At 67.8% G+C, this 23857-nt stretch carries 20 protein-coding genes; 11 read left to right on the forward strand and 9 right to left on the reverse strand.

The genetic code is table 11. The features are described from left to right. The first annotated feature begins 378 nt into the window (after positions 1-378). Positions 379-747, forward strand: coding sequence for an Rv2175c family DNA-binding protein (locus AB0J29_RS33230; protein WP_364794590.1), 369 nt, complete (start codon positions 379-381; stop codon positions 745-747). A gap of 73 nt (positions 748-820) precedes the next feature. Here the strand turns inward: AB0J29_RS33230 and AB0J29_RS33235 are convergent, their stop codons facing one another. The 4 genes from AB0J29_RS33235 to AB0J29_RS33250 all read right to left on the reverse strand — a co-directional run bounded on the left by AB0J29_RS33235 (position 821) and on the right by AB0J29_RS33250 (position 6289). Continuing rightward, positions 821-1759 carry a phytoene/squalene synthase family protein gene (locus tag AB0J29_RS33235; RefSeq protein ID WP_364794591.1) on the reverse strand — a complete coding sequence of 313 codons (939 nt, stop codon included), beginning with the start codon at positions 1757-1759 and terminating at the stop codon, positions 821-823. Continuing rightward, positions 1756-3459 carry an alpha-(1->6)-mannopyranosyltransferase A gene (locus AB0J29_RS33240; protein ID WP_364794593.1) on the reverse strand — a complete coding sequence of 568 codons (1704 nt, stop codon included), beginning with the start codon at positions 3457-3459 and terminating at the stop codon, positions 1756-1758. Before AB0J29_RS33240 ends, AB0J29_RS33235 begins: the two co-directional genes overlap by 4 nt. Before the next feature lie 79 nt (positions 3460-3538). Next, the gene (gene crtI / locus AB0J29_RS33245) at positions 3539-5122 is read right to left on the reverse strand and encodes a phytoene desaturase family protein (RefSeq protein WP_364794595.1); all 1584 of its coding nucleotides are present in this window, start codon (positions 5120-5122) and stop codon (positions 3539-3541) included. A 24-nt stretch (positions 5123-5146) separates the two neighbouring features. Continuing rightward, the gene (locus tag AB0J29_RS33250) at positions 5147-6289 is read right to left on the reverse strand and encodes a polyprenyl synthetase family protein (protein WP_364794596.1); all 1143 of its coding nucleotides are present in this window, start codon (positions 6287-6289) and stop codon (positions 5147-5149) included. A gap of 307 nt (positions 6290-6596) precedes the next feature. On the opposite strand from AB0J29_RS33250, the gene AB0J29_RS33255 reads away from it, so the two are divergent. Beyond that, positions 6597-7538: a methylenetetrahydrofolate reductase gene (locus tag AB0J29_RS33255; protein ID WP_364794629.1), complete on the forward strand. Its 942-nt coding sequence runs from the start codon at positions 6597-6599 to the stop codon at positions 7536-7538. 495 nt (positions 7539-8033) lie between these two features. Further along, a complete protein-coding gene (locus tag AB0J29_RS33260) occupies positions 8034-8741 on the forward strand; it encodes a hypothetical protein (protein WP_364794598.1) in 708 nt (235 codons plus the stop codon). A 262-nt stretch (positions 8742-9003) separates the two neighbouring features. Here AB0J29_RS33260 and AB0J29_RS33265 read toward each other — a convergent pair whose 3' ends face one another. The 5 genes from AB0J29_RS33265 to AB0J29_RS33285 form a co-directional block, all read right to left on the reverse strand. Beyond that, positions 9004-10122, reverse strand: coding sequence for a glycosyltransferase (locus AB0J29_RS33265; protein WP_364794631.1), 1119 nt, complete (start codon positions 10120-10122; stop codon positions 9004-9006). Between the two features lie 38 nt (positions 10123-10160). Next, positions 10161-10826: a DUF3153 domain-containing protein gene (locus AB0J29_RS33270; protein WP_364794633.1), complete on the reverse strand. Its 666-nt coding sequence runs from the start codon at positions 10824-10826 to the stop codon at positions 10161-10163. A gap of 196 nt (positions 10827-11022) precedes the next feature. Continuing rightward, entirely contained in the window at positions 11023-12003 is a 981-nt protein-coding gene (locus AB0J29_RS33275; protein ID WP_364794599.1) for a carotenoid biosynthesis protein, read from the reverse strand. A 125-nt stretch (positions 12004-12128) separates the two neighbouring features. Further along, a complete protein-coding gene (locus AB0J29_RS33280) occupies positions 12129-13697 on the reverse strand; it encodes an NAD(P)/FAD-dependent oxidoreductase (RefSeq protein ID WP_364794601.1) in 1569 nt (522 codons plus the stop codon). After that, entirely contained in the window at positions 13694-14311 is a 618-nt protein-coding gene (locus AB0J29_RS33285) for an N-acetyltransferase (RefSeq protein WP_364794603.1), read from the reverse strand. The genes AB0J29_RS33280 and AB0J29_RS33285 overlap by 4 nt, the downstream gene beginning before the upstream one ends. A gap of 148 nt (positions 14312-14459) precedes the next feature. Here AB0J29_RS33285 and AB0J29_RS33290 point away from each other — a divergent pair, with 148 nt between their 5' ends. The 8 genes from AB0J29_RS33290 to murF all read left to right on the forward strand — a co-directional run bounded on the left by AB0J29_RS33290 (position 14460) and on the right by murF (position 23714). Then, on the forward strand, positions 14460-14900 hold the full coding sequence (locus AB0J29_RS33290; RefSeq protein ID WP_364794634.1) for an SAV_6107 family HEPN domain-containing protein: 441 nt from the start codon (positions 14460-14462) through the stop codon (positions 14898-14900). A 122-nt stretch (positions 14901-15022) separates the two neighbouring features. Then, positions 15023-15445, forward strand: a complete 423-nt coding sequence (locus tag AB0J29_RS33295) for a DUF3040 domain-containing protein (RefSeq protein WP_364506472.1) — start codon at positions 15023-15025, stop codon at positions 15443-15445. A 447-nt stretch (positions 15446-15892) separates the two neighbouring features. Beyond that, positions 15893-16324, forward strand: a complete 432-nt coding sequence (gene mraZ, locus AB0J29_RS33300) for a division/cell wall cluster transcriptional repressor MraZ (RefSeq protein WP_364506469.1) — start codon at positions 15893-15895, stop codon at positions 16322-16324. Between the two features lie 206 nt (positions 16325-16530). Next, the gene (rsmH, locus tag AB0J29_RS33305; protein ID WP_364794605.1) at positions 16531-17508 is read left to right on the forward strand and encodes a 16S rRNA (cytosine(1402)-N(4))-methyltransferase RsmH; all 978 of its coding nucleotides are present in this window, start codon (positions 16531-16533) and stop codon (positions 17506-17508) included. Further along, positions 17505-18305, forward strand: coding sequence for a hypothetical protein (locus AB0J29_RS33310; RefSeq protein WP_364794606.1), 801 nt, complete (start codon positions 17505-17507; stop codon positions 18303-18305). Before rsmH ends, AB0J29_RS33310 begins: the two co-directional genes overlap by 4 nt. A gap of 167 nt (positions 18306-18472) precedes the next feature. Beyond that, positions 18473-20236 (forward strand): penicillin-binding protein 2, encoded by a 1764-nt coding sequence (locus AB0J29_RS33315; protein ID WP_364794636.1) that lies wholly within the window; start codon positions 18473-18475, stop codon positions 20234-20236. Positions 20237-20325: 89 nt separating this feature from the next. Beyond that, positions 20326-22044: a UDP-N-acetylmuramoyl-L-alanyl-D-glutamate--2,6-diaminopimelate ligase gene (locus AB0J29_RS33320; RefSeq protein ID WP_364794608.1), complete on the forward strand. Its 1719-nt coding sequence runs from the start codon at positions 20326-20328 to the stop codon at positions 22042-22044. Further along, positions 22041-23714, forward strand: coding sequence for a UDP-N-acetylmuramoyl-tripeptide--D-alanyl-D-alanine ligase (murF, locus tag AB0J29_RS33325; protein ID WP_364794610.1), 1674 nt, complete (start codon positions 22041-22043; stop codon positions 23712-23714). Before AB0J29_RS33320 ends, murF begins: the two co-directional genes overlap by 4 nt. Positions 23715-23857 lie beyond the last annotated feature (143 nt).

Consider the following 23857-nt stretch of genomic DNA (forward strand, 5'->3'; position numbering starts at 1 on the left):
ACCGCCATCACCTACGCGGGCGGTCGGTTCGCCTGGGCGTCGAGACTCGCGCCTGCGGCGCATGCGCTTCGACGACTCGGACGCGAGACGGGCCGCGAACGGTCGCTCGTAAGACTCGCTCCGTTGTGGTCGGTGTAGGGCGGGTCGTTCGGCATCTGGTGTGTGCGCGTCGAGTCTCGTGTCTGCGGCGCATGCGCTTCGGCCACTCGGTCGGGAGACGGGCCGCGAACGGGTCGCTCGTAAGACTCGCTCAGTGTTTGATTTGGGTGTGCAACTGATGGCTCGTGGCTACGAGCTTGCTATCACCAGGTCGAATCGGCGGGGAATGGTCCAGGGTGTCTCGAGCCACGCGGCGCGGGACCGTCTACCGTTATCCAGGTGAGTGCATTTCCTTGCAGTGACGATGTTGTTCCCGAGTCGGAGGCGGTGATCCCGCTGCCCCAGGTGGCCGACAAGCTCGGGCTCGTGGTGACCCGGGTGCATCAGATGCTGCGCGATCATCAGTTGCTTGCCGTGCGCCGCGATGGCGTCGCTGGCGTGCCCGAGCGCTTCTTCGACGATGCTGGCGCGATCGTGAAGCCGCTGCCGGGCCTGATCACCGTTATGAAAGATGCCAAGTACACCGATGAGGAGATCCTGGAGTGGATCTTCACCGACGACGACAGTCTGCCCGGTAAGCCCGTAGACGCATTGCACGGCCCGCTCGCGCGCGAGGTTCTGCGCCGGGCGGCAGCCGACCCCTTCTGAATTTTCGGCCGCGCTGGTCGCTCGTAAGACTGTTCCGTGGCGGTTGGGTTAGTGGCGTCGTTGCGATCGAGTCTCAGAGCCGCAGGGCCGCGGTGGTGAACTCGATCGCCGCGACCCGCAGGCGTCGGTGGCGGGGGACTACGACGCGGCGTGCGAACACCGCATAGTCGGAGTGCTCGATTTCATCGAGGATGCCGGAGTAGAGCGTGCTCGCGGTGCGAATGGCGGGGCGCACCCGCGGGTCGAGGAGATCGATGCCCGGATTGGCGAAGCGGTAGAGGTCGCGGTTGATCGCGATCAGGTGGGCAAGTGCGCGGCGCACCCGCGGTTCGGTGTGGTTGATCCGGTGGCAATGGGTGAGCAGGTCCGCATCGACGCCGAAGGCCGCGAGTTCGTCGGTGGGCAGGTAGATCCGGCCCCGGTCCAGATCCTCGGCGATATCGCGCAGGAAGTTGGTGAGCTGAAAGGCCTCGCCGAGCGCGGCGGCGGCAGGTTCGGCCTCGGTCGGCGGGATGACCGTACCAAGTACCGGCAGCAGCTGCAGACCGATCGCGGCCGCGGAACCGCGCATGTAGTCGCGCAGTTCGGTCATGGTGGCGTAGTGGGCGCGGAAGTGCGCGGTGCCCGGCACATCCATGCGCATGGAGTCCAGGAAGATCCAGAAGTGCTGGGGCGCAATGTCGTAGCGCTGGATGGTGTCGGCGACTGCGACGAGTACCTGGCTGCGCCGGTCGACGGGAGACTTGGCCTGTTCCAAGGCGACGCGCAGCTGTTTTTCGACCAGATCGAGTTCGCCCGCGGGGCCGTGTTCGGCGTCGTGCGTCGGGTGATCGACGATGTCGTCGACCAGGCGTGCGAAGGCGTAGAGCGCGTGTACCGCGGGTCTTCGTGGCGCGGACAACAGTCGGGTGGCGAGGAAGTAGGTGCGGCCGTGTTCGGCGGCGATCGCACGGCAGACGTGGTATGCCGCGGCCAATTCCGAGCCGCGGTCTGTCGGCGCGATCTCGGTCATGACAGGGTGACGGCGACCGGATTGCTCTCCGGCGGGGTGGCGCGCAATCGCAACGGGTCGACCGTGCGCAGCGACAGTGCCGCTACCACGGCGGCGAAGGTCGCGGCGGCGACGTGGGTGAAGCTGTAGAGCCCGATCGAGCCGTCCGGCTGGAATACCAGCATCAACCAGGTGCACAGTCCGACCAGCATCATCAGCGTGGTGGTGGACAGTGCGAACCCGGCGGCCAACGCCAGCGGCCAGGAGTAGTACCAGGGCAGTGCGGCGGGCGAGAGGATGACGATGGCGACAAAGGCGATGAGGATGCCGAAGACCGCCTCGCGCTCGCTGTGCCGGAACCGCCACCAGGTCCACGCGAGCACGGCGGCCAGCGCCAGCGCACAGAGTGCGCGGGTGACCGCGAGGACCGGATCCATCGGGAACGGTGTCACCCAGCGGACCATATGCGCCATGATCGTCGGCAGCGAGAGCCAGTTGATGATCTTCTTCGAGCCCGACAGCGCGGTCAGCCAGCCGATGCCGACCCCGGCGATGGCCGAGGCGGCCACGAACACCACCGCGAAAACGCTCAAACCGAGTCCGGCGATCTTGGCGAACATCAGCGCCGGATGCGGTACTTCCGCGCTGGCTCGTGCTGGCTCGGCCTCGCTCTCGACACTCTGAGTGGCACCCGGTGATTGCCCCGCGCGTTGCAGTGCACGGCGTTCGCGCTCGTGCAGCATCCAGATCCATACCAGGAATGGCAGCGCGACACCCGCGGTCGCTTTGATGGCGACGCCGATCGCGACGACCACGATGCCCGCCACATGATGGCGCTCGAGCACCAGCGCGATACCCGCACACATGAGCCCGACCATGAGCATTTCGTTGTGCACGCCGCCGATGAGGTGGATCAGCACCAGCGGGTTGAGCACGGCCAGCCACAGCGCGACGGTCGGCTTGCCGCCGAGGTGTTTGGTCAGATACGGCACCGCCCACATCATCAGCGCCAGGCCGGGCAGCATGACCAGCCGCAGCGCGATGGTGCCCGCGACGACGTTATCGCCGGTGATCGCGGTGATGGCGTTGCCGAGTAGCAGGAAGATCGGACCATAGGGCGCGGTGGTGGTGGTCCAGACCGGGCTCACATTGTCCAGCAGCACACCGGGATTGGCGACCGGTGGGGAGACATAGGGATCGAAGCCGTCGCGTAGCAGCGCGCCCTGGGCCAGATACGAATACGCGTCGCGGCTGAACATCGGCACCGCGAACAGCAGCGGGAAGATCCAGATGCCGACGATCGCGCGCAACTCGTTCAGCGTGACCCCGGCGTCGGGTCGGTCGCCGAAGCCGATCGTGGTGCGGCCCAGCCGCACCCACGCGGTGATCATCAACAGCACACCGACCCAGATGACCATGGTGGACAGCACGTAGCCGTGCCCGAAGCGCAGCCAGGACAGATGCAGTGCCTCGAGCAGCGGATCGTTTTCGCGGACGCTGCCCGCGCCGAATCCGCCGAAGGTGATCATCAGCGCGCCGAAGAAACCGAGCAGCGCCGAATGCCCCTCAGGGCTGCGGGCGAAGTCGGCGGTGGTCCGCAGCCAGGCCCGGAATCCGTGTTCGGCGACGGCCGGGGTCGCCCGGCGCGCCGGGGCGCGCGATGGGCGCGCCTCGTCCTCGGTCGCGGTGATCGAGTTGTCGGTGGGCGCGGTGGCTGTCATCTCAGGGGGATGCATGTGGTGTCGGTCCCCCCGGAGTGGTCGGCGGTCGCAACCGCAGGCGAATAGGTCGGCCGCTAGCTTATCGGCTTGCCGGGAACACTATCCCGCTGGTGCGTGGGGATACATTCCGAGTGGGTTGCGCGGCGCCGATAATACGGTTTGCCGCCAGTTTTCCGGAAAGCACGGTGGTCGGCACTCCGACACCCGGAGTAGTGCCACAACCGGCGATAACCACGTTGTCGCTGCCGCCGGGAAAGTTGCGTGGACGAAACGGTCCGGTTTGCCGGAACAGATGCGCCGCGGAAAACGGGGTGCCGGCAAGCATGCCTTGATCGCGCCAGGTGCCGGGTGTGTCGAGGTGATCGACGGTGAAGTATTCGGCGATGCCGTGATATCCGCGTTCCGCCATGACATTCAGGAGTTCACGCAGGTAGGCGGGACCGAGTCGGTCCCAGTCCAACGGTGCGGCGGTGAGGTTGGGGCAGGGGGCGAGCAGCGAGAACGGCTCGTGCCTGCCGTCGGCGCGGTCGATGTAGAGCGTCGGATCGGTCAGCGCGGGCCGGGTGAGCAGCAATGACGGGTCGCTCATCAGGCGACCGCGGCCGGGGCGGGCGGCGATCTCGTCGAAGATCCGGTCCCAGGCAGCGCCGAAATCGATGGTGTGGTGGGCCTGGATCGGCCAGGTTCGGGCGATCTCGGCGGGGATGGTGCCGTGTGCGACGACAGCGGAGGGTGCGGCGCGCAGCCGACGGCGGCGGCGCACGCCGAAGCGCTCGAGTGCACCGAGGTCAGCTGTGAGAACCACGGCGTCGCAGTCGAAGGCGCGGCCGTCGGCGGTGCGGACCTGCCTGGCTCGGCCGCCGGCGTATTCGATCCCGGTGGCCTCGGTGTTCAGCTCGAGTGCACCGCCCGCCGCGGTGAAGGCGTCCGCGAGTGCGGCGGTGATGGCGCGCATACCGCCCTCGGGAAAGTAGACGCCGAGCGAGGTGTCCATATGCGGGATCGCGCCGTATACGGCCAGTGCCCGCGCCGGGGCCATGCCCGCGTACAGCGCCTGGAAGGTGAACAGCCGGGCCAGACGGGGATCGCGCAGGAAGCGGGACACGCGCGGGCCGAGCCTGCCGAAGCCGCCGAGTCGCACGAGCGTCGCCAGTGCGCGGCGCTTGGCCGGGTAGCGGACCATATCGAGCGGCGAATCGAAGTTCGTATCCATGAACTCGGTGAATTCGGCCTGATAGATCTGCGCGAGCCAGGCCCGCAGCCGCCGGTAGCGCAGGGCCTCGTCCGCGCCGCAGACGCGGGCCACCTCGACGGCCATGGCCTCGGGATCGGCGTAGACGCGCATGGTGGAGTCGTCGGCGAAGCGGGCGTGATAGCTGGGGTCGAGCTGGTGGATGCGCAGTGGCGGCGTGCAGGTCTCGGGGGTGCCGCCGACGGCGGCGAGGGCATCGGCGATCAGCTCCGGCAAGGTGAGGACCGTTGCGCCGGAGTCGATTTCGTAGTCGGGGCCGCGGTACCGGCCGACGCGGCCACCAGGATGATCGGCACGTTCCAGCACGGTGACGGTGCGTCCGGCCCCGGTCAGATACAGGGCCGCGGTGAGGCCGGACAGTCCGGCGCCCACCACCACGACGCGATCGGTCGGTCCCGCAACGGTTTTCATGTGGATCTCCTCGCGCGGTCGCGGCTAGTGCGTGCGACTTGTGGCGGCCAGGGCCATGGCGCGCAATCGCTCCTTGGCGGCGGGGGTGGCGGTACTCGATGCCAGTGCGGCCAGGCCCTGTTCGGTGAGTTCGGTAATGCGGCGCTCCACCTCGTCGACCGCGCCGAGTTCGGTGATCACCGCGCGCAATCGCTCGACCTGGTCCGCGTTCAGGTCGGTGCCGATGCTGGCGCGCAGTAAGGCGGCCGCGGCCGGGTCGGTGGCATCGGCGCGCTGCAGCGCCTCGGCGACCAGGACGGTGCGTTTGCCCTCGCGCAGGTCGTCGCCGGAGGGCTTTCCGGTGACCGCGGGATCGCCGAAGACGCCGAGCAGATCGTCGCGCAGCTGGAAGGCGATGCCGATATCGGTGCCGAAGGTCCGGTAGGCCTCGATCAGTCGCGGATCGGCGTCGGCGAGCGCCGCACCCAGGTGCAGCGGACGCTCGACGGTGTAGGCCGCCGTCTTGTAGCGGTTGATGCGCAGCGCCGCCGCGACGGATTCGTCACCCGCCGATTCACCGTGGATATCGAGCAGTTGCCCGCCGAGTACCTCGGTGCGCATCAGCGCCCAGACCGGCGCGAAACGGCCGAGCGCGGCGGCGTCGAGCCCGGCGTGGTGCACCATGTCATCGGCCCAGGCCAGCGCCAGATCGCCGATCAGGATGGCGACCGAGGTGCCGAAGTGTTCGGCATCGCCGGTCCAGCCGTGGTCGCGGTGGCGCTGTTCGAAGTCGACGTGCACGGTGGGGAAGCGGCGACGGGTGCGTGAAGAGTCGATGATGTCGTCGTGGACCAGTGCGCAGGCCTGCACCAATTCCAGTGCGGCACAGGCGTTCAGGACCGCGGCCGCGTGCGGGCCGGTGGGATCGCCGCCCGCGCCGAGCCAGCCGGTCCAGGCGAAGGCGGGTCGAGTGCGCTTACCGCCGCGAAGCACGAACAGTTCGAGCGCATCCGCGGCCTGGACGAAAGCCGGACCCAGCGGTTCGACGATGGGGCGTCGGGTCAGGAAGAAGGCTTTGAGCGCGTCCTCGACCGTCGCCACGAATCCGGGGGTGCCCGGCGTGGGGTTCGCGGGCGGGGTGGCCTGAGGCGTCTGGATACCGGTTCCGGCGGACAGGGGAGCCTCCAAGGTCGTGCGGGTGCTGATGCGCGCGGTGGATCGTGGGCGCTATAGGTACTTCGGTGCCGGACGGTGACGGTCGTGTCGCCCGGCGATAGCGAATGTGTCGCCTGGTCGCAGAATACGCGTATGGGTGCGACGACCCGACGGGCACGTGACCGAGCGGAGCGCGGGAACCAAGGCACAGCACCATCGGTCACCGCGGAGCCGAGTGCTAGCGAGGTGGAGTTGGGACCGCCACCACTACACTGGACCGGTGACTTTCGATAACGTGCGGGGAAGTTCGACCCCTGGCCGGCCGTCCCCGACGCCACCGATCGTCTCTGGAACACCCTCGGTTGTGCAGAGTCTGCGGACCCATTCGGCGGGTTCGGTGCCCTTCTCGGTGGAGTTCAATCCGCCGCGTGACGCTGCGGGCGAGGCGCGGCTGTGGCGGGCCGCACGCACCTTTGAGCGCATGCATCCGGCCTTCGTCTCGATGACCTACGGCGCGGGCGGCACCACCCGCGACCGCACCGTACGGATCACCGGCGCGCTCGCCGAGGAGACGACGCTGTTGCCGGTCGCGCATCTGACCGCGGTCGAGCACAGTGTCGCCGAACTGCGCTCGCTGGTTGGTGCGTACGCCGATTCGGGCATCCGCAATATCCTGGTGCTGCGCGGCGACCCGCCCGGCGATCCACTCGGTGAATGGCGCAAACATCCCGACGGGGTGGCCTACGCCGAGGAACTGGTGCGCATCGTGCGCGATCTCGGTGACTTCCATGTCGGCGTCGCCTCGTTCCCGCAGGGCCACCATCGCTCTCCGGATCTGGAGCACGACACCGCGTACCTGGCCGCGAAACTGCGTGCGGGCGCGGAGTATTCGATCACCCAGATGTTCTTCGACGTCGAGCACTATCTGCGCCTACGCGATCGCATCGTCGCCTTCGATCCGATCGAGGGCGCGAAGCCGATCATCCCGGAGCTGATGCCCATTACTTCGCTGCGCACGGTGACACGCGCCGAGGAACTGTGTGGACGTCCACTGCCGCCCGCCGTCATGGAGCGCTTGCGCAAGGCCGCCGGTGACGGGCCGGAGGAGAACAATGCGGCGGTCCGCGAGGTCGGCATCGAAATCGCCACCGAAATGGGCCAGCGCCTCATCAATGAGGGCGCACCCTGTCTGCACTTCATCACGCTGAACTTCGCCAAGGCCACCGGTGAGGTCCTCACCAACCTCGGCTACGGCGTAACCGCGGCACCGATCAGCGTCTGACCGAAGCCGCCGCCCGGTAGGCCAGGGCGGCGCCGGATTCAGGCAGCGCGCGCTGTCCGCAGACCCGACGCATCGGCGAAGAGTCGTCGGAATGCTTCCGCGCAGTTCGGGTGCGACCTCGGCCTGGAAGAGTTCGAGGCTGCCGCCATATCGGACCTCGGTGCGTCTGGTGGATCACCTCATGCCCGAAGGCCTTGTGCTGGCGACCGACCTCCTTGATCACCTGCTCCGGACTGCCCACCAGTGCCGAACCGCGCGCGACGAAATCGTCGCGCGTTTCGAAGACGATCGGCGGCCCGAGTTTGCGTGCAGTGGACCGCGCACCTCAGACCCATTTTTCGTGTCCCTTTCGTCCGGATTGCCCACCTGTGCGTCGCTGCGGTGATCCGCTGGGACGCGCGGCGCGAACGCGGCGACCGCTGAAATAGCCGCTGTTGTGGAGGTTGCCGGATACTCTCGGACCTCGATTCGTGCCCGACGATGAGGAGGTCCGCCGTGATCCTGCTGCGCCGTCTGACCACGCTAACCGCCATCGCGACCGGTGCGGCCGCGCTGACTCTCGCCGCCCCCGGCATCGCCGCCGCGGCGCCGAAAGCCGTGCCCGCTGCTCCCGCCGCGCCCGCACCATCCGCCCAGACCGGGCCCGGTGATCTGTTCGCCGGTTACCGCGCTGTTGTCGAAGGGCTGCGTACCTTCGGCATCGACCCGTTCCTGTATCCAGCGGCCGCGCCGTTCTGCTCCGGCACCGGCACCCTCGGTCTGGTCCCGGCGGTTGCGGGCGCCGTCCCCGGCCCATGGCCCAGAACCACCGTGGCCATTCCCGGACTCGACCCGGCCGCCGTCAAAGCGGGCCAAGTCCTGTTCACCTTCGTGCCCTATGGCCTCGGCCCGGACGGCACGAATGGCACGGGCATGAATGTCGCCTGGATCAACCTGGCCAACGGCCGCAGCGGCGTCACCGCCATGGGATCGATCTCCGATGTGGTCCGCACCATGGTGCCCACCGAAATCCCGACCGAGATAAGACCACTCGCCGAACGCGCCGTCCACGATCTATTCGCCACATTTCCGGCCGGCGGGGTCCGCGCGGTTCCGGTCGACACCGGATCGGGCACGGTACTCGCGGTGGTCTTCGGAACCGTGGACAACGGCGGCAAGTCCTGCTTCTTCCTCCCGACCGTAGGACTCACCTCAGTGCGCTGAGCTGTCCCTTCGTGCGCCGGAGCCGAGGTCGGTTCCTGGGCCGGGGCGGAGATAGGTTCCGGGGCGGAGGCAGGATCCAGGTAGCCCGGCAGGTTTCGGGAGCGGGGCGGACAGGTTCAGGCACCAGCGGATCGACGGGCGATGCCGCCGTAGCACACTGCCGAGCGCTGCAACAGCGAGACCTCGCCGCCGGATCGAGATCAGGTGGAACTGGTGGCGGGTCCGCTCGGACGATGCCGCGATGGATTCCAGCTGATCTTGATCAGCGGGTGGAGGCGATGGGGCGGGCCTTCCAGGTCAAGGCGTTGGTGCGGTGGGCGTGGCGGGAACGGGACCAGAGGCGGAGGTAGGCGGCGATGGAGATCGGGTGTGCCAGGGCCGCAAGGGCATCCGTGCGGGTCGCGGTGCCGCGTTCCAGTGTGCGGGCGAGTAGGCGGCTGGCGACCGCGGCACCGTAGCCGATGAAACCGACGGTGCGTACGGAGCCTCGCCCCGCGATCGCAGCCAGTGGGGGCACCCAGTAGGCCAGTGCCGCCGCGGCTCCCACTGCCGCGCCGCCGATTGTCCTGGCGCCGTAGGCGGACCACAGCCAGCGGGTGTAACCGGCCTCCAGTTCGGTTGCGTCACGATACATTCGGGTGCTCGCCGCGCGGCCGGCCGCGACCAGCGCGGTCCGGCGACCCGAACGACGCAGTGCGCGAGCGATATCCAGGTCCTCGGTGGGGCTCGCGGCCACCGCGGCGTGCCCGCCGATGACCCGGTAGGCGGCAGCATCGAAGACCAGGAACTGGCCGCAGGCGACGGCCGTCGACGGGCGGAGGCTGCGGTTGGCGGCTGCGATCGGCAGGCTGGCCGCCCACGACCAGCACAGCAGCGGCTGCACCAGCGCCTCGGCCACTGATTCGGCCACCTGGTACGGCCACGGTGACAACAATGCGACCCGGCTGCGGCGCAATTCGGCGGTCGCCGCGGCAATCGCATTCGGCGCCAGTCGCACATCGGCGTCGAGGAAGATCAGCACCGTGGCATCGGCCAACTCGGCGAGTCGCGCGCAGGCCGCGGCCTTCCCGGTCCATCCGGGTGCGGGTTCGGCCTCGGAGCGGAACACCGCGAATCGCGCATCGTCGGCAATCGCTTCGAGCGCAGCCGCTTCGGTTCCGTCCGACGACGCATCATCGAGGATCAGTACCCGCAATCGCGGAACACCCAGCTGGCCGCGGAGATCATCGATCAGCTCGGGCAGTCGCTGTGCCTCATCGCGTGCCGGGATACACACCGCCACCGGCTCGATCACGGTATTCGTTCCGGCCGACAGCCTGCGCACCGTAGCGCGGTTGAATACCGCGGTCCCGCAACCGAACAGCGCGACACCCGCGCCCATCCACGCGGCGATGGCCGCGCCTGTGCACAGGGTTCGCGTCAGCGGCGGGTCAGTGAACGCCACAGATTACTCGGGGAGAAGTTGCCTTCGGGTGCGCCGGATGGTGCCGGGTTGCGGTTCATATAGGCGATGGCGGCGATAATGGCGGCGACGGCGAGGGTGATGCCGCCGACGATGCCGGCCCAGCCCGCGAAGGAGCGGGTATTCGGGTCCGCGTAGCTGACCTCGGCGCGCACCGTGGAGACATCGCCGGGTGGCAGTTTCCAGGAGACGGTGGAATCGTCCTCGCGGTTACCGTTGGTCTTGGCGACCCGGGCTGGGAAGGCCACCGTGAACTGCACGTCCGAGCCATGCGGCGGAACGGATTTCAGATCGACCCGGCCGTTGAGGCTGACCAGATCGCCAGTGCGCTGGAACGACAGGTTGAACATGCCCTGGGTCTGATCCGAGAGTGCGCCGAGCTGGCCGACCTCACCGAAGGACAGATCCTCGAAGAACACCTTGCTGCCCACATAGCCGTCCTGGCTGTACGGCTCGACCCGCACCTTCGCGGCCAGCGAATCGGGCGCTTTCAGTTGCGGGCCCTTGTCATTGGCGTCCGCGGGCACCACCGCGGCCACGATCCGACCGGACACCCGGTCATTGGACGACACACCCATCGACACCTGCACCCGCAGGCAGCCCGCGAGCATGGGCACCAGCATCGCGGCCAGCAGTACTACCGCGGCCACCCGCGCTCCGGGTCGGGGAGAACGTGGCAGTAGAACCGGTGTTTCGGGTATCACGGTGAGAGGACTCGGCTGCACGGCACACATCGTGCCAGGCCGTCACCCCGAATTGCCACGCGACGGGCGGAACGCACGCCGACCGAGGTGTCGGACCGGGCGTATCCGCACCGCGTCAGCCCCACCGGGCCGCGACCAACCGCACCAGCAGCGCCACGCCGAGCACCCCCAGCCCGACACACCCGTACCAGGCCGAATAGGGCAGCTCGAGGAATACCTTATGTGCAAGTGTCGACCCGAGCCAGGTCCACATGAACACCGCCACCGGCACGACCACGTCCGCCGAGATCAGGGCTGTCGGCTCTCGGGATCCGTGCTCCGGACCGGACGAGCCGAGCGTTCCCGACTTCAGCGCATGGGTTCCAGCGTCCAGATCTGAGGCCGTGGTCGGTGCCTGTGTTTGTGCCGTCGGCGACGGGTGCTCGGCGGTCGGCGCCGGTGTCTGCGCTGTCGACAGCAGGTGCACTGCCGTTGGTGCCGCAAACGTATTCGCGCCCCAAGTCCCCACAGCGCGATCCAAGCCGGTCAGCAGCAACGCCATCACCAGCGCCACCGCGAACCATCCCAGATAGTTGGTGTAGGGAATCTCAGCGAGTCCGGGCAGCCCCCAACCGGCGGCACACCAGCGCCACTGCCCGTCCGCCACCATTTGTGGATCGAGGAACAGATCCCACCCCACGGCCCCGACTGCGGTCAACACAACTCGCCCGGCCCATCGCCGAGTCAACAGCCCGGCCACCACCCACACCGGATACAGCCCACCAGTCCAGGCCAATGCGACCACCAACGGCACTCCCGCCACCGCGAGCCCCAGCCTGCCGTCGGCATAGTCATAACAACCGAACGGGAAACCCGTCGCGGTACCGATAATTTCGGCGAGCAAGCCGAGCCCGGAGACGATCACTACGAATCCCAGGGCGTACCGAATGCCGCGCGTCGTCATCGCATGCACCAGCGCCGTTCCCGCCGACAGCAGCACAACCGCGACGGTCACCCGATCGCGAGCAACGCCCGACGCGAGCGGATAACCGATCTGCACGAGTACGAGCAGTACCGCCGAGACCACGGGTGCCAGGAATCGCGGCGTCCATCGCAAGGCCGCCGTCGACCGCGGGTGTCCGCTCGCGCCAGCATCGCGGACGTCGGAATCTGTTCGGCCGGAGGATTCCGCCTGTGACGGTCGCTCATGCAGCTCCGGCCCGGATGGTCCGGTGGGCTCCGTCATCGCCTGCGCAGCAGCCGGAGCCGGTTGCGCCGTCGATCGCGCAGCACCAACTGCGCTGCACTGCGCCCGCTCGCTCCGGATACTCCGCCACCCGGATGCGTCGACGCCCCGGTGAGATACAACCCGGGCGCGCCGGGCACCCGCTGCCCGGACAACTCCGGCAGCGGCCGCCACAGCATCATCTGATCCAGCGACATCTCCACATGCATCACATTCCCGCCGCGCAACCCGAGTTCGCGCTCGAGATCGACCGGTGTCTGCACATACCGCCGCAGCACACTCGCCCCGAAACCCGGTGCGTAGGAGTTGACTTCGGCGATGATCCGATCGGCCTCCGACGCCGCGTGCGCGGCCCAGTCGCTCCCGTCGGCCAACTCGTACGGATGCCATTGCGCCCATAGCGAGAGCTGATGCTCACCAGCAGGGGCGATGCTCGGATCCAGCGCACTGAAACTCATGGCCAGTACCACCGGACGCGGCGGCAGATCACCGGCCAGCGCCGCACCGTGCGCCCGGCGGAGTTGCCGCCGATCCGAGACGAGAAACTGCAGACCATTGGCGGATTCGGCGGTCGAGCTACCGGGATACTGCGGCAGCGCGGCGGTCGCGAGCCGTACCACCATACCGATACCGGGGCCGACCCGGATCCGGCGCTGCCAGTCGTCGAGCACCGTCCCGTCGAATCCGCCGTTTCGCAACAGATCCAAAGTGGTCAGCACATGACTGCCCGCGATCACGGTGTCCGCGTGCAGATTTCGGCCCGATGTCGTGCACACCTGCCAGCCCGCACCGACCTGTCGCAGCTCGGTGACCGCATCGCCCGCCGACACCACCCCGCCGTCGGCACGCAGCCGCGCGACCAGTGCCGCCGTCAGCGCCCCACTGCCACCTACCGCCCGTCCCGGCGGGAGCGTATGCATCAGCGCGGCGAATCCGACCATCGGTGCTGTCCCCGGTTCCGACATCGGCGGCCCGGACTGCGCGCCGAACCAGGCCAGTGATGCCTTGAGCCGCTCATCGTCGAAGTGGCTGTCCAGCAGGGCATCGCCGGTCTGCAGGAACTCCCGCGACAACGCGCTCCCGCCATCGCGCGCGTCCAGCCCCCAGAACGAACGCAGCAGCCGACCCGGCGTGGGCGCACCACCGAACGCGCGCATCACCCGTGCCGACCGCGGCCCCCAGACCTCGACGAAGCGCCGATACGCCGCCGCGTCCCGCGCACCGCAGACCTCCGCGATGCCGGCGCAGGTCCGATCGAGATCGCGATGGAACACGATCGGCGCACCGCCGTCCGGCCCCGCGGGCGTGAAACCCCAAGGATCACAATCGATATAGCGCAGCCCGAAGCGAGTCAGCTCCAGTTCCTCGATGATCCCGGTATGGCGCACCATGATGTGCGCCGACGATCCGCGATCGACCAGATGACCGGGAAAGCGTTCGACCGTCGACACCGCGCCACCGAGCACCTCATCGCGCTCGAGCACCTCGACCCGCTCCCCGGCCCGCGCCAGATAGCAAGCGGCGACGAGCGCATTGTGACCCGACCCGACGACGACAACAGTCACAGTGGCAGCCGTCGTCCAAGGATCGCGAATCGCCTGGTATCTCCGGCGAAGACGAAATCCCGGATCACATCGGTGAATCCGAGTCGCCGGTACAGCTTCCAGGCCCGGTTGGCCTCGGCGCGCACTTCCGGTGTGGACAGCAGCACCGCACTCTCGGTGCGATTCGCCAGCAGCCGGGTCAGCAGCTCGCCGCCGATGCCACGCCCCTGCGCCGACGGATGTACGTGCAGCTCGGTCAGTTCGAAATAGTCCGAAAGCAGTTCACGCGCCGAATGCTCCGGCCAGCCCGAGCGCCGCATCCCGCTGTGCACCTGCTGCTGCCACCACTGGTGGGGGGCGCCGCGATAGCCGTAGCCGATGGCCACGATCGGCGCGGTCCGCAGGTCGATCTGCCCGGAATCATCCGGGACGACGGCGGCGACACCCTGCCAGCCGGCGCGGGTGGTGTGCTCGTTCCACATCGGCGCGCGATGGTGTTCGGTGCCGTGCGGATATTCCATCGCCGCGACGTACACCGCCAGCGCATCGTGCAGCCGGGAGCGCAGCGCCGCGACGGAGAGGTCGATGACGACAGGTGCGTTGGCAGGGGTGTGTTTGGGCTTGACGGCTGTCATGGCTCTCGTCGGTCCACAGAAGTTGTCGGTGGGTGTCCTTATATTCGATTCAATTCAAACGTTCGAATACCTGTTCGATCCGCTCGGTGCTGGGAACTCGGCATTCGTGCACAGGATAGGCCAGGTGAGCGACTCGGAGGGACGGCTGATGTCTGGTCGGATCGAACACCCGGGGCAACCCGGCAAGGCGGGCAAGCTGCTGCAGCGGGCGGACGGCTTGCTGATGCAGGCGGCGGGGGAACGCGACCCGCGCGAACGTTTTCGGACCGCATATCTCGCCGCGCTGCGCGGTGCCGGGGCCGTGCTCGCGTTTACCGGCGCGGACGCCGCGCCGCGGGCGCGCTCGCGCAATGCCTGGGTGCTGCTGCAGCGCGCCGCGCCCGAATTCGTCATGTGGGCCGACTACTTCAGCGCCCGTTCGGAGATCAGGGCGGCGCTGGAGGCGGGACTGGATCGCACTGTGGATGATCAACAGGCCGACGAGTTCTCTTCGCGGGTGGGCGCATTCCTCCACGATGTGGAAGATCTGCTGAATGCCGGGGCTCGATTGCGCCCGGCTCCGGGCTGGTCCGGCGGCATGACCGCTTAGTTATCGGCGAGTAGGTGGTACGGCACTGATCGAACTCGTATCATTGGTGGCAGATAGCCGACCTTGGCTATCTGTCGCCTACCCGGAGGCGACAGCCACGTCCTAGTGCCGGGGGAGGTACCGTGCCACTCTCCGAGCACGAGCAGCGCATGCTCGAACAAATCGAGAGCGCGCTCTATGCTGAGGATCCGAAGTTCGCGTCGTCCGTCCGCGGCGGACGCCTTCGCTCGACCTCGAGTCGTCGCAGACTCCAGGCCGCGGCCCTGTTCGTCCTCGGCCTGTTTCTACTCGTCGCCGGCATAGCCGCTCCGGTGAAGCTCGGCGACTTTCCGATCATCAGCCTGATCGGATTCATTGTGATGTTCGCCGCTGGCGTGCTGTTGCTCCTCGGTGGTTCCAAGGGCATCGCCAAGGGCGACCGGTCGGGCAATGCCCAATCCGGTGGCCCGAGTGGCGGATCGGGCGGACGTGGGCGACAGCGCAAATCCGGTGGTTTCTCCGACCGCATGGAAGATCGGTTCCGCCGTCGCTTCGATCAGGAGTAGCGCACCCGTAGCCCGCATCGACATATCGAACGCGCCGCCGCACCGAACGGGTGCGGCGGCGCGCTGTTATGCGTGAACCACCAGGCGGCTGAATGCTCGCCGCGCACGGTTGCCCACAACGCGCCACGATCTTCCCCACAACCTCCCACCGCTCACCTTGACGGCGCCTCGCCACCGGCCGAAACCAGGGGAACCAGGGCGTTTGCTGATAGTTGTCGGGCGCGTGTCGGGTCGTGCGGCGCGTGTCGCCAGAACACGGAAAAAGTTCTCCACCACTGTGATAGCTGGGATGACCTGCGTAATCGATGACGCGGGGAGCCAGATCACCTCGAGTTTCGATTGAAAGTGGGGGAAAGTGGGGTAATGTGGAGCGCGCACAAGAGGAAGGGCATACATCCGAGGTGATCGTGCTCCCCGAACGACGGGGTAGATCCAGGAGGTAGCGGGATGTTTCTCGGTACCTACACACCTCGGTTGGATGACAAGGGGCGACTGACGTTGCCTGCGAAGTTTCGAGACGATCTAGCGGGAGGGTTGATGGTCACGAAGGGTCAGGACCATAGCCTTGCCGTATATCCCAAGGAAGAGTTCACCGCACTCGCACGGCGAGCCGCGGCGGCGTCTCGAAGTAATCCGCAAGCGCGCGCGTTCGTCCGGGCACTCGCGGCCGGTACGGATGAACAGCGTCCGGACGCCCAGGGCCGGATCGTGTTGTCGGCCGATCATCGTCGCTACGCGAACCTCTCGCGGGACTGCGTGGTGATCGGATCGGTCGACTTCCTCGAGATATGGGATAAGCAGGCGTGGGAGGCCTACCTCGCCGAGCACGAGGAGGACTACGCGCAAGCGAGAGACGAGTCGCTGGGCGGAATCTTCTAGCCCTGAGCGAACGAGTGCCACGCGGCCTCTGCCCGGACGCGCGGACCCTGACGTACTTCCCCGACGCCAGGTGCCGAGGCTCCGGTCAGAGACCACGCGGCACTCGTATTTCAAAGTAGCTGTGCAACAAGGCGACCCCGCAGCGAGTGATCCCATTGGCACGGCTCGATGCGCGACGACGCGAGGCATGATTCCGGGAGGTCGAGGTGAACCGTGAGCAGGACGGTCCTCGCCATGTTCCGGTTCTGCTCCAGCGAGCCGACGCGCTACTCGGACCGGCGCTCACGGAGCCCGGCGCGGTATATGTCGACGCCACATTGGGTTTGGGCGGACACGCCGAACACTTCCTGCGGACCTACCCGAATATCCGTCTCGTCGGACTCGATCGCGATACCAACGCGCTGGCATTGGCCGGTGCGCGATTGGCGCCGTTCGCGGACCGAATCACCTTGGTACACATCCGATATGACGGAATCGCGGCCGCACTGGAACAGGCCGGATTGCCGACCACCGGTTCGGTGAGCGCAATCCTGATGGATCTCGGCGTGTCCTCGATGCAGCTCGACGAGGCCGAGCGTGGCTTCGCCTACTCGGTCGACGCGCCGCTGGATATGCGGATGGATCCCACCACCGGCATCACCGCCGCGGATGTGCTCAATACCTATAGTCACGGTGAGCTGGCGCGCGTGCTGAAAACCTATGGCGAGGAACGCTTCGCAGGCAAGATCGCATCGGAGGTGGTGCGTCGTCGGCAGCAGCGGCCGTTTCGCACGAGTGCCGAATTGGTCGAATTGCTTTATGCCACAATCCCGGCCGCCGCCAGGCGGACCGGCGGTCATCCCGCCAAGCGGACCTTTCAGGCGCTGCGGGTGGAGGTGAACGGCGAACTCGACTCGCTGCGCGCCGCGCTGCCCGCCGCCCTCGACGCGCTGCGGGTCGGCGGCCGGATCGTGGTCATGTCCTATCAATCGCTCGAGGATCGGGTGGTCAAACAGGAGTTGGCGCCGCGCACCACATCGCGGACACCGCTCGACCTGCCGGTCGAATTGCCCGGTATGGGACCGGAATTCAGGCTGCTGACCCGGGGCGCCGAGAAGGCAACCGAACGAGAGATCGAAGAGAACCCGAGGGCGGCACCCGTGCGGATGCGCGCGGCGGAGAGAATCCAGGAGGGGACAGCATGAGTGTGCGCACGCGTACCGACGAGGCGCCGGGCCGGATCGCCCGCCGGGTTCAGGCCGCCGAGCGGGTGAAATCGGGTGCTGCACAACGGGCCTACGCCAAGCGCCGGACGCGTGCCGAGCAGTCGGGGGACCATCATGATCTGCCCAAGCAGCGTGCGTCGGCGATGGCCACGCGGATTCCGTTCGTGGCGGCCATCATCGCGCTGCTCGGCTGCGGTCTCGCGCTCACCCTGCTGCTCACCACCCGCTCGGCCGAGGACAGCTATCAGCTCGGCGATGCCAGGGCGACCAACCGCAAGCTGGCCGATGAACGCGCGGCGCTGCAGCGCGAGGTGGAGGCCGCCGACTCCGCGCCCGAACTCGCCGCCCGGGCCCGCGAACTCGGGATGATCCCGGCCACGGATCCGGCCCGTTTGGTGATCGGACCGGATGGCGGGGTGACGGTGGTCGGCAAGCCGACGCCCGCGCAGGGCGCGCCGGTGCCGCCGTTGAACAGCTCGCCGGCCACCCCGACCCCCCCGCCGACGGGCAATGCCCAGGCCCGCGGCGAACGACTGGTTCCGGTGACGACCACGCCGTCCGCGCCGCCCGCCCGGCCGAATGCCGGTCAGCCCATGAATGCGGTTGCGGGACAGCCGAGCCCGACACCGCTGAGCCCGGTGCCGACGCCGAGTCCGCTCGCACAGACTCCGGCACAGACGCCGCAACCGGAAACGCCGCAGTCGGTATCGGAGCAAGCCCAAGCGCCGCAGCTGGAGATGCAGCCAGCGCCCACCCCGGACGAGGGCGCTCGATGAGCCTGCGGCAGACCAGGCCCGCGTCGCGTCAGCGCCGCGGGCCGTCGGCATCCAAGGCGGGCTCCACCAGAGCCGCCCCAACGTCGAGGCCGGCAACCGCATCCAGACCGCGGACGTCCGCCTCGGATCGGCCGCTGCGCGTGCGTCTCGGCGTCGGCCGGGTGATCATGTTGATCGCACTGGCAGTCGTCGCGCTCCAATTGCTGTGGGTGCAGAGTATTTCCGCGCCCCGGCTATCCGCGCAGGCAGCCAACCAGCGCAGAACCACGTTCACTGAGCAGGCTGTCCGCGGTCCGATCACGGATCGCTACGGCAAGTCGCTGGCCTTCACCACCTCCGCCAAAGAGCTGACCTTCCAACCCGTACAGGTGCGCAAGAATCTGGAGGCGGCGAAGGAGAAGAGCGCCAAGGCACCCGATCCTGACGAGCGGCTGAAGGCGATCGCAAAGACCATCCACGACAAGCTCGGCAAGCAGGCACCTACCGAATCGGAATTGCTGGCGAAGCTGCGCAGCGACGAGACTTTTGTGTTCCTGGCCCGGAATGTCGATGCACGCATCGCCACCGATATCAGGTTGCAGTTTCCGGAGGTGGGCGCGGATGCGCAGCCATTGCGCGAGCACCCCGGTGGGTCGTTGGCGGCCAACATCATCGGGGCCACCGGCTGGGACGGGCACGGTCTGATCGGGTTGGAATCGTCGCTGGACTCGGTGCTTGCCGGGACCAACGGGTCACAGACCTACGATCGTGGTTCGGACGGCACCGTTATCCCTGGAAGTTGGCGTGACAAGCAGCCCGCAATGAACGGCACCGGTGTCGAGCTGACCTTGGACTCGGATCTGCAGTACTACGTGCAGCAGCAGGTACAGCAGGCAAAGGAGATGTCCGGCGCGAATTCGGCTTCTGCGGTGGTGCTGGATGCCAAGACCGGCCAGGTGCTCGCGATGGCCAACGACAATACTTTCAATCCGGAGCTGGGACCGGAGAATTGGGGCGCGGCCAAGACCAAGAACCCATCGGTGGAGGATGTATTCGAGCCGGGATCGGTCAACAAGATCGTCACTGCGGCCGCCGTGATCGAGTATGGGCTGACGAATCCCGATGAGGTGCTCCAGGTTCCGGGCAAGATCAGCATGGGTGGCGTGACGGTCGCGGACGCCTGGGTGCACGGGGTTGTGCCATACACGACAACTGGCATCTTCGGCAGATCCTCCAATGTGGGCACATTGATGCTCACGCAGCGGGTCGGCGAAGAACGGTATGCCGACATGCTCAAACGCTTCGGACTCGGCCAGCGCACCGGTGTCGGGTTGCCCGGTGAGAGCCCCGGTGTCGTGCCCGCTCGCGATCAGTGGTCTGGTTCCACCTTCGCCAACCTGCCTATCGGTCAGGGGTTTTCGCTGACAACGCTGCAGATGACAAGCATGTATCAAGCCATCGCCAACGACGGTGTTCGTGTTCCGCCACGAATTGTGAAGGCCCAGATCGCGCCCGACGGCACCCGCACCGAGGAAGCACAGCCGGACGGCGTGCGGGTGGTGAGTCCGCAGACCGCTGCGACGTTGCGGACCATGTTCCAGGCCGTCGTACAGCGCGACCGGATGGACGCGAATCAGAATGGAACGGGTGCGCCCGCCGCCGTCGACGGTTACCAGATAGCCGGTAAGACCGGGACTGCGCAGCAAATCGACCCGCGCTGCAAGTGCTACTCCGACTCCAGCTACTGGATCACCTTCGCGGGCATGGCTCCGGCCGACAATCCGCGCTACGTCATCGGCCTCATGCTCGACGCCCCTATTCGCAGCTCTGACGGCTCCGGTGGAGGCTCCGTAGCCCCCCTGTTCCACAACATCGCCTCTTGGGCGTTGCAGCGCGACCGGATCCCGCCGTCACCCGAGCCGTCGCGACGGTTCGTTCTGCAGGCTTCATAAGATTGGAGCCGCGTTGCCCGGCCGTGAGCCGACGTCGGTAACCTGACTCGACGTTCCCGTCATTCCTATTGATCCGCTCAGTCCCGTCCATGCCGATTCCCGAGAGGAGCCCTGTGCCCGCACAGTCCAACCAGCACGTGCTCCGGCCGACCCAGCCGCGGTCGACGTCGTTGTCCACCGTGCTGGCCATGACCGGTGCCGGCTCGTCGCGAGCCGACCTCGCGCAGATCCAGGTCACCGGCATCGAGCAGCGCTCGCATGCGGTGCAACCGGGTGATCTGTTCGCCGCACTGCCGGGCGCGCAGGCGCACGGCGCCCGTTTCGCACGCGATGCCGTCGCACGCGGTGCGCTCGCGGTGTTCACCGATGCCGCGGGTGCCGAATTTGTAGGTGAGCTCGATGTGCCGGTGCTGGTGCGTGAGCAGCCCAGGTCGGTGCTCGGGGAGCTGTCGGGTGCGCTCTACGGCAATCCGTCCGAGCGGCTGCGCATCGTCGGCATTACCGGCACCTCGGGCAAGACGACCACCGCGTATCTGGTGGAGGCCGGGCTGGCCGCCAGTGGCCTGTCCACCGCGCTGATCGGCACCATCGAGACCAGGATCGGCGGTACCCGGGTGCCGAGCGCGTTGACCACGCCCGAGGCGCCGCAGTTGCATGCCATGTTCGCGCTAATGGTCGAGCAGGGTGTGGACGCGGTCGTGATGGAGGTTTCCAGCCACGCGCTGGCGCTGGGGCGGGTGGACGGCGTGCGCTTCGCTGTGGGTGCGTTCACCAATCTTTCGCAGGATCACCTGGACTTCCACGCCGACTTCGAGGATTACTTCGCCGCCAAGCGCAGGCTTTTCGAACCGGAGTCGCCGATCGCCGCGCGCACGTCGGTCATCTGCGTCGATGACGAATGGGGACGACGCCTGGCCGCCGATCTCGCGAATCCGATCACCGTTTCCACCACCGGTTCCGGTACTTGGCAGCTGATCGGCGAGGTATCCGCGCACAGCGGTGAGCAGGAATTCAGCGCCACCGGACCGGAGGCGAATGTCGATGTGCGCCTGCGACTTCCGGGGCGCTACAACGTCGCCAACGGGCTGCTCGCGGTTGCGGTGTGCACCGCCGCCGGCGTGGATCCCGCCGTCGTCGCACCCGCACTGGCCGCCGTCGACGTGCCGGGCCGGATGCAGCGGGTGGAGCGCGGACAGGACTTCCTGGCCATCGTCGACTACGCGCACAAGCCCGCGGCGGTGGAGTCGGTGATCGCTACGCTGCGCGGTCATCTGGCGGCGGGAGCGACGGGCCCGGAGGCGGTAGCGGAGCGTGACCACGGAGGGCACCGGGAGCGCCGCGAATCCAGTACTGCGGATGGTAGCGGTGGTCGGCTGGCCGTGGTCGTCGGCGCGGGCGGCGACCGGGACGAGGGGAAGCGCCCGCTGATGGGTGCGGCCGGTGCCCGCGGCGCCGATCTGCTGATCATCACCGATGACAATCCGCGCAGCGAGGATCCGGCCGCGATCCGCGCCGCGCTGCGCCGAGGTGCGTTGGCGGTCCAGGAGGCCGAACGCGGTGAGGTGCGCGAAATCGGGGACCGGGCCGCGGCCATTGCCGCCGCCGTCGGCTGGGCCCGTCCCGGTGACGTGGTGCTAGTGGCGGGTAAGGGACATGAGGCAGGGCAGGAGATCCGGGGCGTGAAGCATCCATTCGACGACCGCGAGGTGCTCGCGGCGGCGTTGGAGCAACGGGAGCGGGGCCCGCGGCACGACAACACTGAGCAGAGTCCGCAGGGGACGGACGCGGAGGACTTGACGGTTTCATGATCGAGATGACACTGCGGGAGATCGCGGAGGTCGTCGGCGGCACGCTGCACGACGCCCCCGACCCGGAGGTGACGGTAACGGGTTCGGTCGAATTCGATTCGCGCCGAATCGGTTCCGGGGATCTTTTCCTGGCCCTGCCCGGCGAGCAGGCCGACGGCCACGACTATGCGAAGGCCGCCGTCGACGCCGGTGCGGTCGCGGTGCTCGCGGCCCGCCCGGTCGGCGTGCCCGCGATCGTGGTGGCGCCGAGTCCGGGCACCGTACCCGCGAAATCCGTTGCGCTGGCCGGTGATTCGGATGGGTCGGGGGCCGCAGTACTGGTCGCGCTCGCTACGCTCGCCCGGGTGAGCGTTGAACGTCTTTCCGCCGCGGGAGCGACGGGCCCGGAGGCGGTAGCGGAGCGTAACCACGCAGGGCACCACGAGCGCGGCCAATCCAACACTGCGGCGGGCGGACTCACCGTGATCGGAGTGACCGGTTCGTCGGGCAAGACCTCGACCAAGGATCTGCTCGCGGCCGTGCTCACACCGCTCGGTCCGGTCGTCGCACCGCCCGGTTCGTTCAATAACGAACTCGGCCATCCGTGGACCGCGCTGCGCGCCGACGCCGACACCCGCTTCCTGGTGTTGGAACTGTCCGCGCGCGGTCCGGGCCATATCGCCGCGCTCGCGCGCGTCGCGCCGCCGAAGATCGGTGTCGTGCTCAATGTCGGCGCCGCCCATCTCGGTGAGTTCGGCAGTCGCGAGGCGATCGCGCAGACCAAGGGCGAACTCGTCGAGGCACTCCCGTCGACCGGGCTGGCGGTCCTCAATGCCGACGATCCGCAGGTGGCCGCGATGGCCGCACGTACGCAGGCCCGCGTGGTGACGGTCGGCCAGGCGGGCAATGCCGAAATCCGCGCCACCGATGTACATCTCGATGCCGAGGCACGCGCGGGCTTCACCCTGCACACGAAGCAGGGCAGCATCCCGGTGCGGCTCGCCGTGCACGGCGAACACCAGGTCGGCAATGCGCTGTCCGCCGCCGCCGTCGCGCTCGAATGCGGTGCGGATCTCGACACCATCGCGCGGGCACTCGGCGGCGCGCATGCCGCATCGGCCCGTCGCATGGATGTGCGGACCACCGCCGACGGCATCACCGTCGTCAACGACTCCTACAATGCCAATCCGGATTCGGTGCGCGCCGCGCTCAAGGCCTTGGTGACCATGTCGCGGGTGGGCGACTCCCCGCGCCGCAGTTGGGCCGTACTCGGTGAAATGGGTGAACTGGGCGAGGAATCCGTCATCGAACACGACCGGATCGGCCGCCTCGCGGTGCGCCTTGATGTCTCCCGGTTGATCGTGGTCGGTACCGGAAGGCCATCCCACGCGATGCACCAGGGCGCGGTAATGGAAGGCTCATGGGGCGAGGAGTCGATCCTCGTACCCGATATCGGTGCGGCCATCGCGCTGCTCGACAGCGAGGTCGAACCGGGCGATGTGGTGCTGGTCAAAGCGTCCAAGGCGGTCGGGCTGTGGGCGGTCGCCGAACATTTGACCAGCGCGGAACGTGCGGGAACTAGCCGGGGTAGCACGGAGGCGCTGGGAGTGAGTGAGCGGAGCGAGCGAACCATGGATACAGCGGCCTTCGGCCGAACGACGGAGTCGAGCGCTGGCGAGGCGGAGTCGTGAGTGAGCGGAGCGAGCGAACCATGGATACAGCGGCCTTCGGCCGAACGACGGAGTCGAGCGCTGGCGAGGCGGAGTCGTGAGTGAGCGGAGTGAGCGAACCATGGATACAGCGGCCATCGGCCGAACGACGGAGCCGAGCGCTA

The sequence above is a fragment of the Nocardia sp. NPDC049707 genome, from assembly GCF_040674855.1.
Lineage (GTDB): Bacteria > Actinomycetota > Actinomycetes > Mycobacteriales > Mycobacteriaceae > Nocardia.

What these genes read in the sequence shown, in the direction of transcription:
- AB0J29_RS33235 (WP_364794591.1), bottom strand. Translation starts at nt 1,759, where the DNA reads ATGACCGAGATCGCGCCGACAGACCGCGGCTCGGAATTGGCCGCGGCA.
- AB0J29_RS33240 (WP_364794593.1), bottom strand. Translation starts at nt 3,459, where the DNA reads ATGACAGCCACCGCGCCCACCGACAACTCGATCACCGCGACCGAGGAC.
- crtI (WP_364794595.1), bottom strand. Translation starts at nt 5,122, where the DNA reads ATGAAAACCGTTGCGGGACCGACCGATCGCGTCGTGGTGGTGGGCGCC.
- AB0J29_RS33265 (WP_364794631.1), bottom strand. Translation starts at nt 10,122, where the DNA reads ATGGGCGCGGGTGTCGCGCTGTTCGGTTGCGGGACCGCGGTATTCAAC.
- AB0J29_RS33270 (WP_364794633.1), bottom strand. Translation starts at nt 10,826, where the DNA reads ATGCTGGTGCCCATGCTCGCGGGCTGCCTGCGGGTGCAGGTGTCGATG.
- AB0J29_RS33285 (WP_364794603.1), bottom strand. Translation starts at nt 14,311, where the DNA reads ATGACAGCCGTCAAGCCCAAACACACCCCTGCCAACGCACCTGTCGTC.
- AB0J29_RS33290 (WP_364794634.1), top strand. Translation starts at nt 14,460, where the DNA reads ATGTCTGGTCGGATCGAACACCCGGGGCAACCCGGCAAGGCGGGCAAG.
- mraZ (WP_364506469.1), top strand. Translation starts at nt 15,893, where the DNA reads ATGTTTCTCGGTACCTACACACCTCGGTTGGATGACAAGGGGCGACTG.
- AB0J29_RS33310 (WP_364794606.1), top strand. Translation starts at nt 17,505, where the DNA reads ATGAGTGTGCGCACGCGTACCGACGAGGCGCCGGGCCGGATCGCCCGC.
- AB0J29_RS33315 (WP_364794636.1), top strand. Translation starts at nt 18,473, where the DNA reads ATGTTGATCGCACTGGCAGTCGTCGCGCTCCAATTGCTGTGGGTGCAG.
- AB0J29_RS33320 (WP_364794608.1), top strand. Translation starts at nt 20,326, where the DNA reads ATGCCGATTCCCGAGAGGAGCCCTGTGCCCGCACAGTCCAACCAGCAC.
- murF (WP_364794610.1), top strand. Translation starts at nt 22,041, where the DNA reads ATGATCGAGATGACACTGCGGGAGATCGCGGAGGTCGTCGGCGGCACG.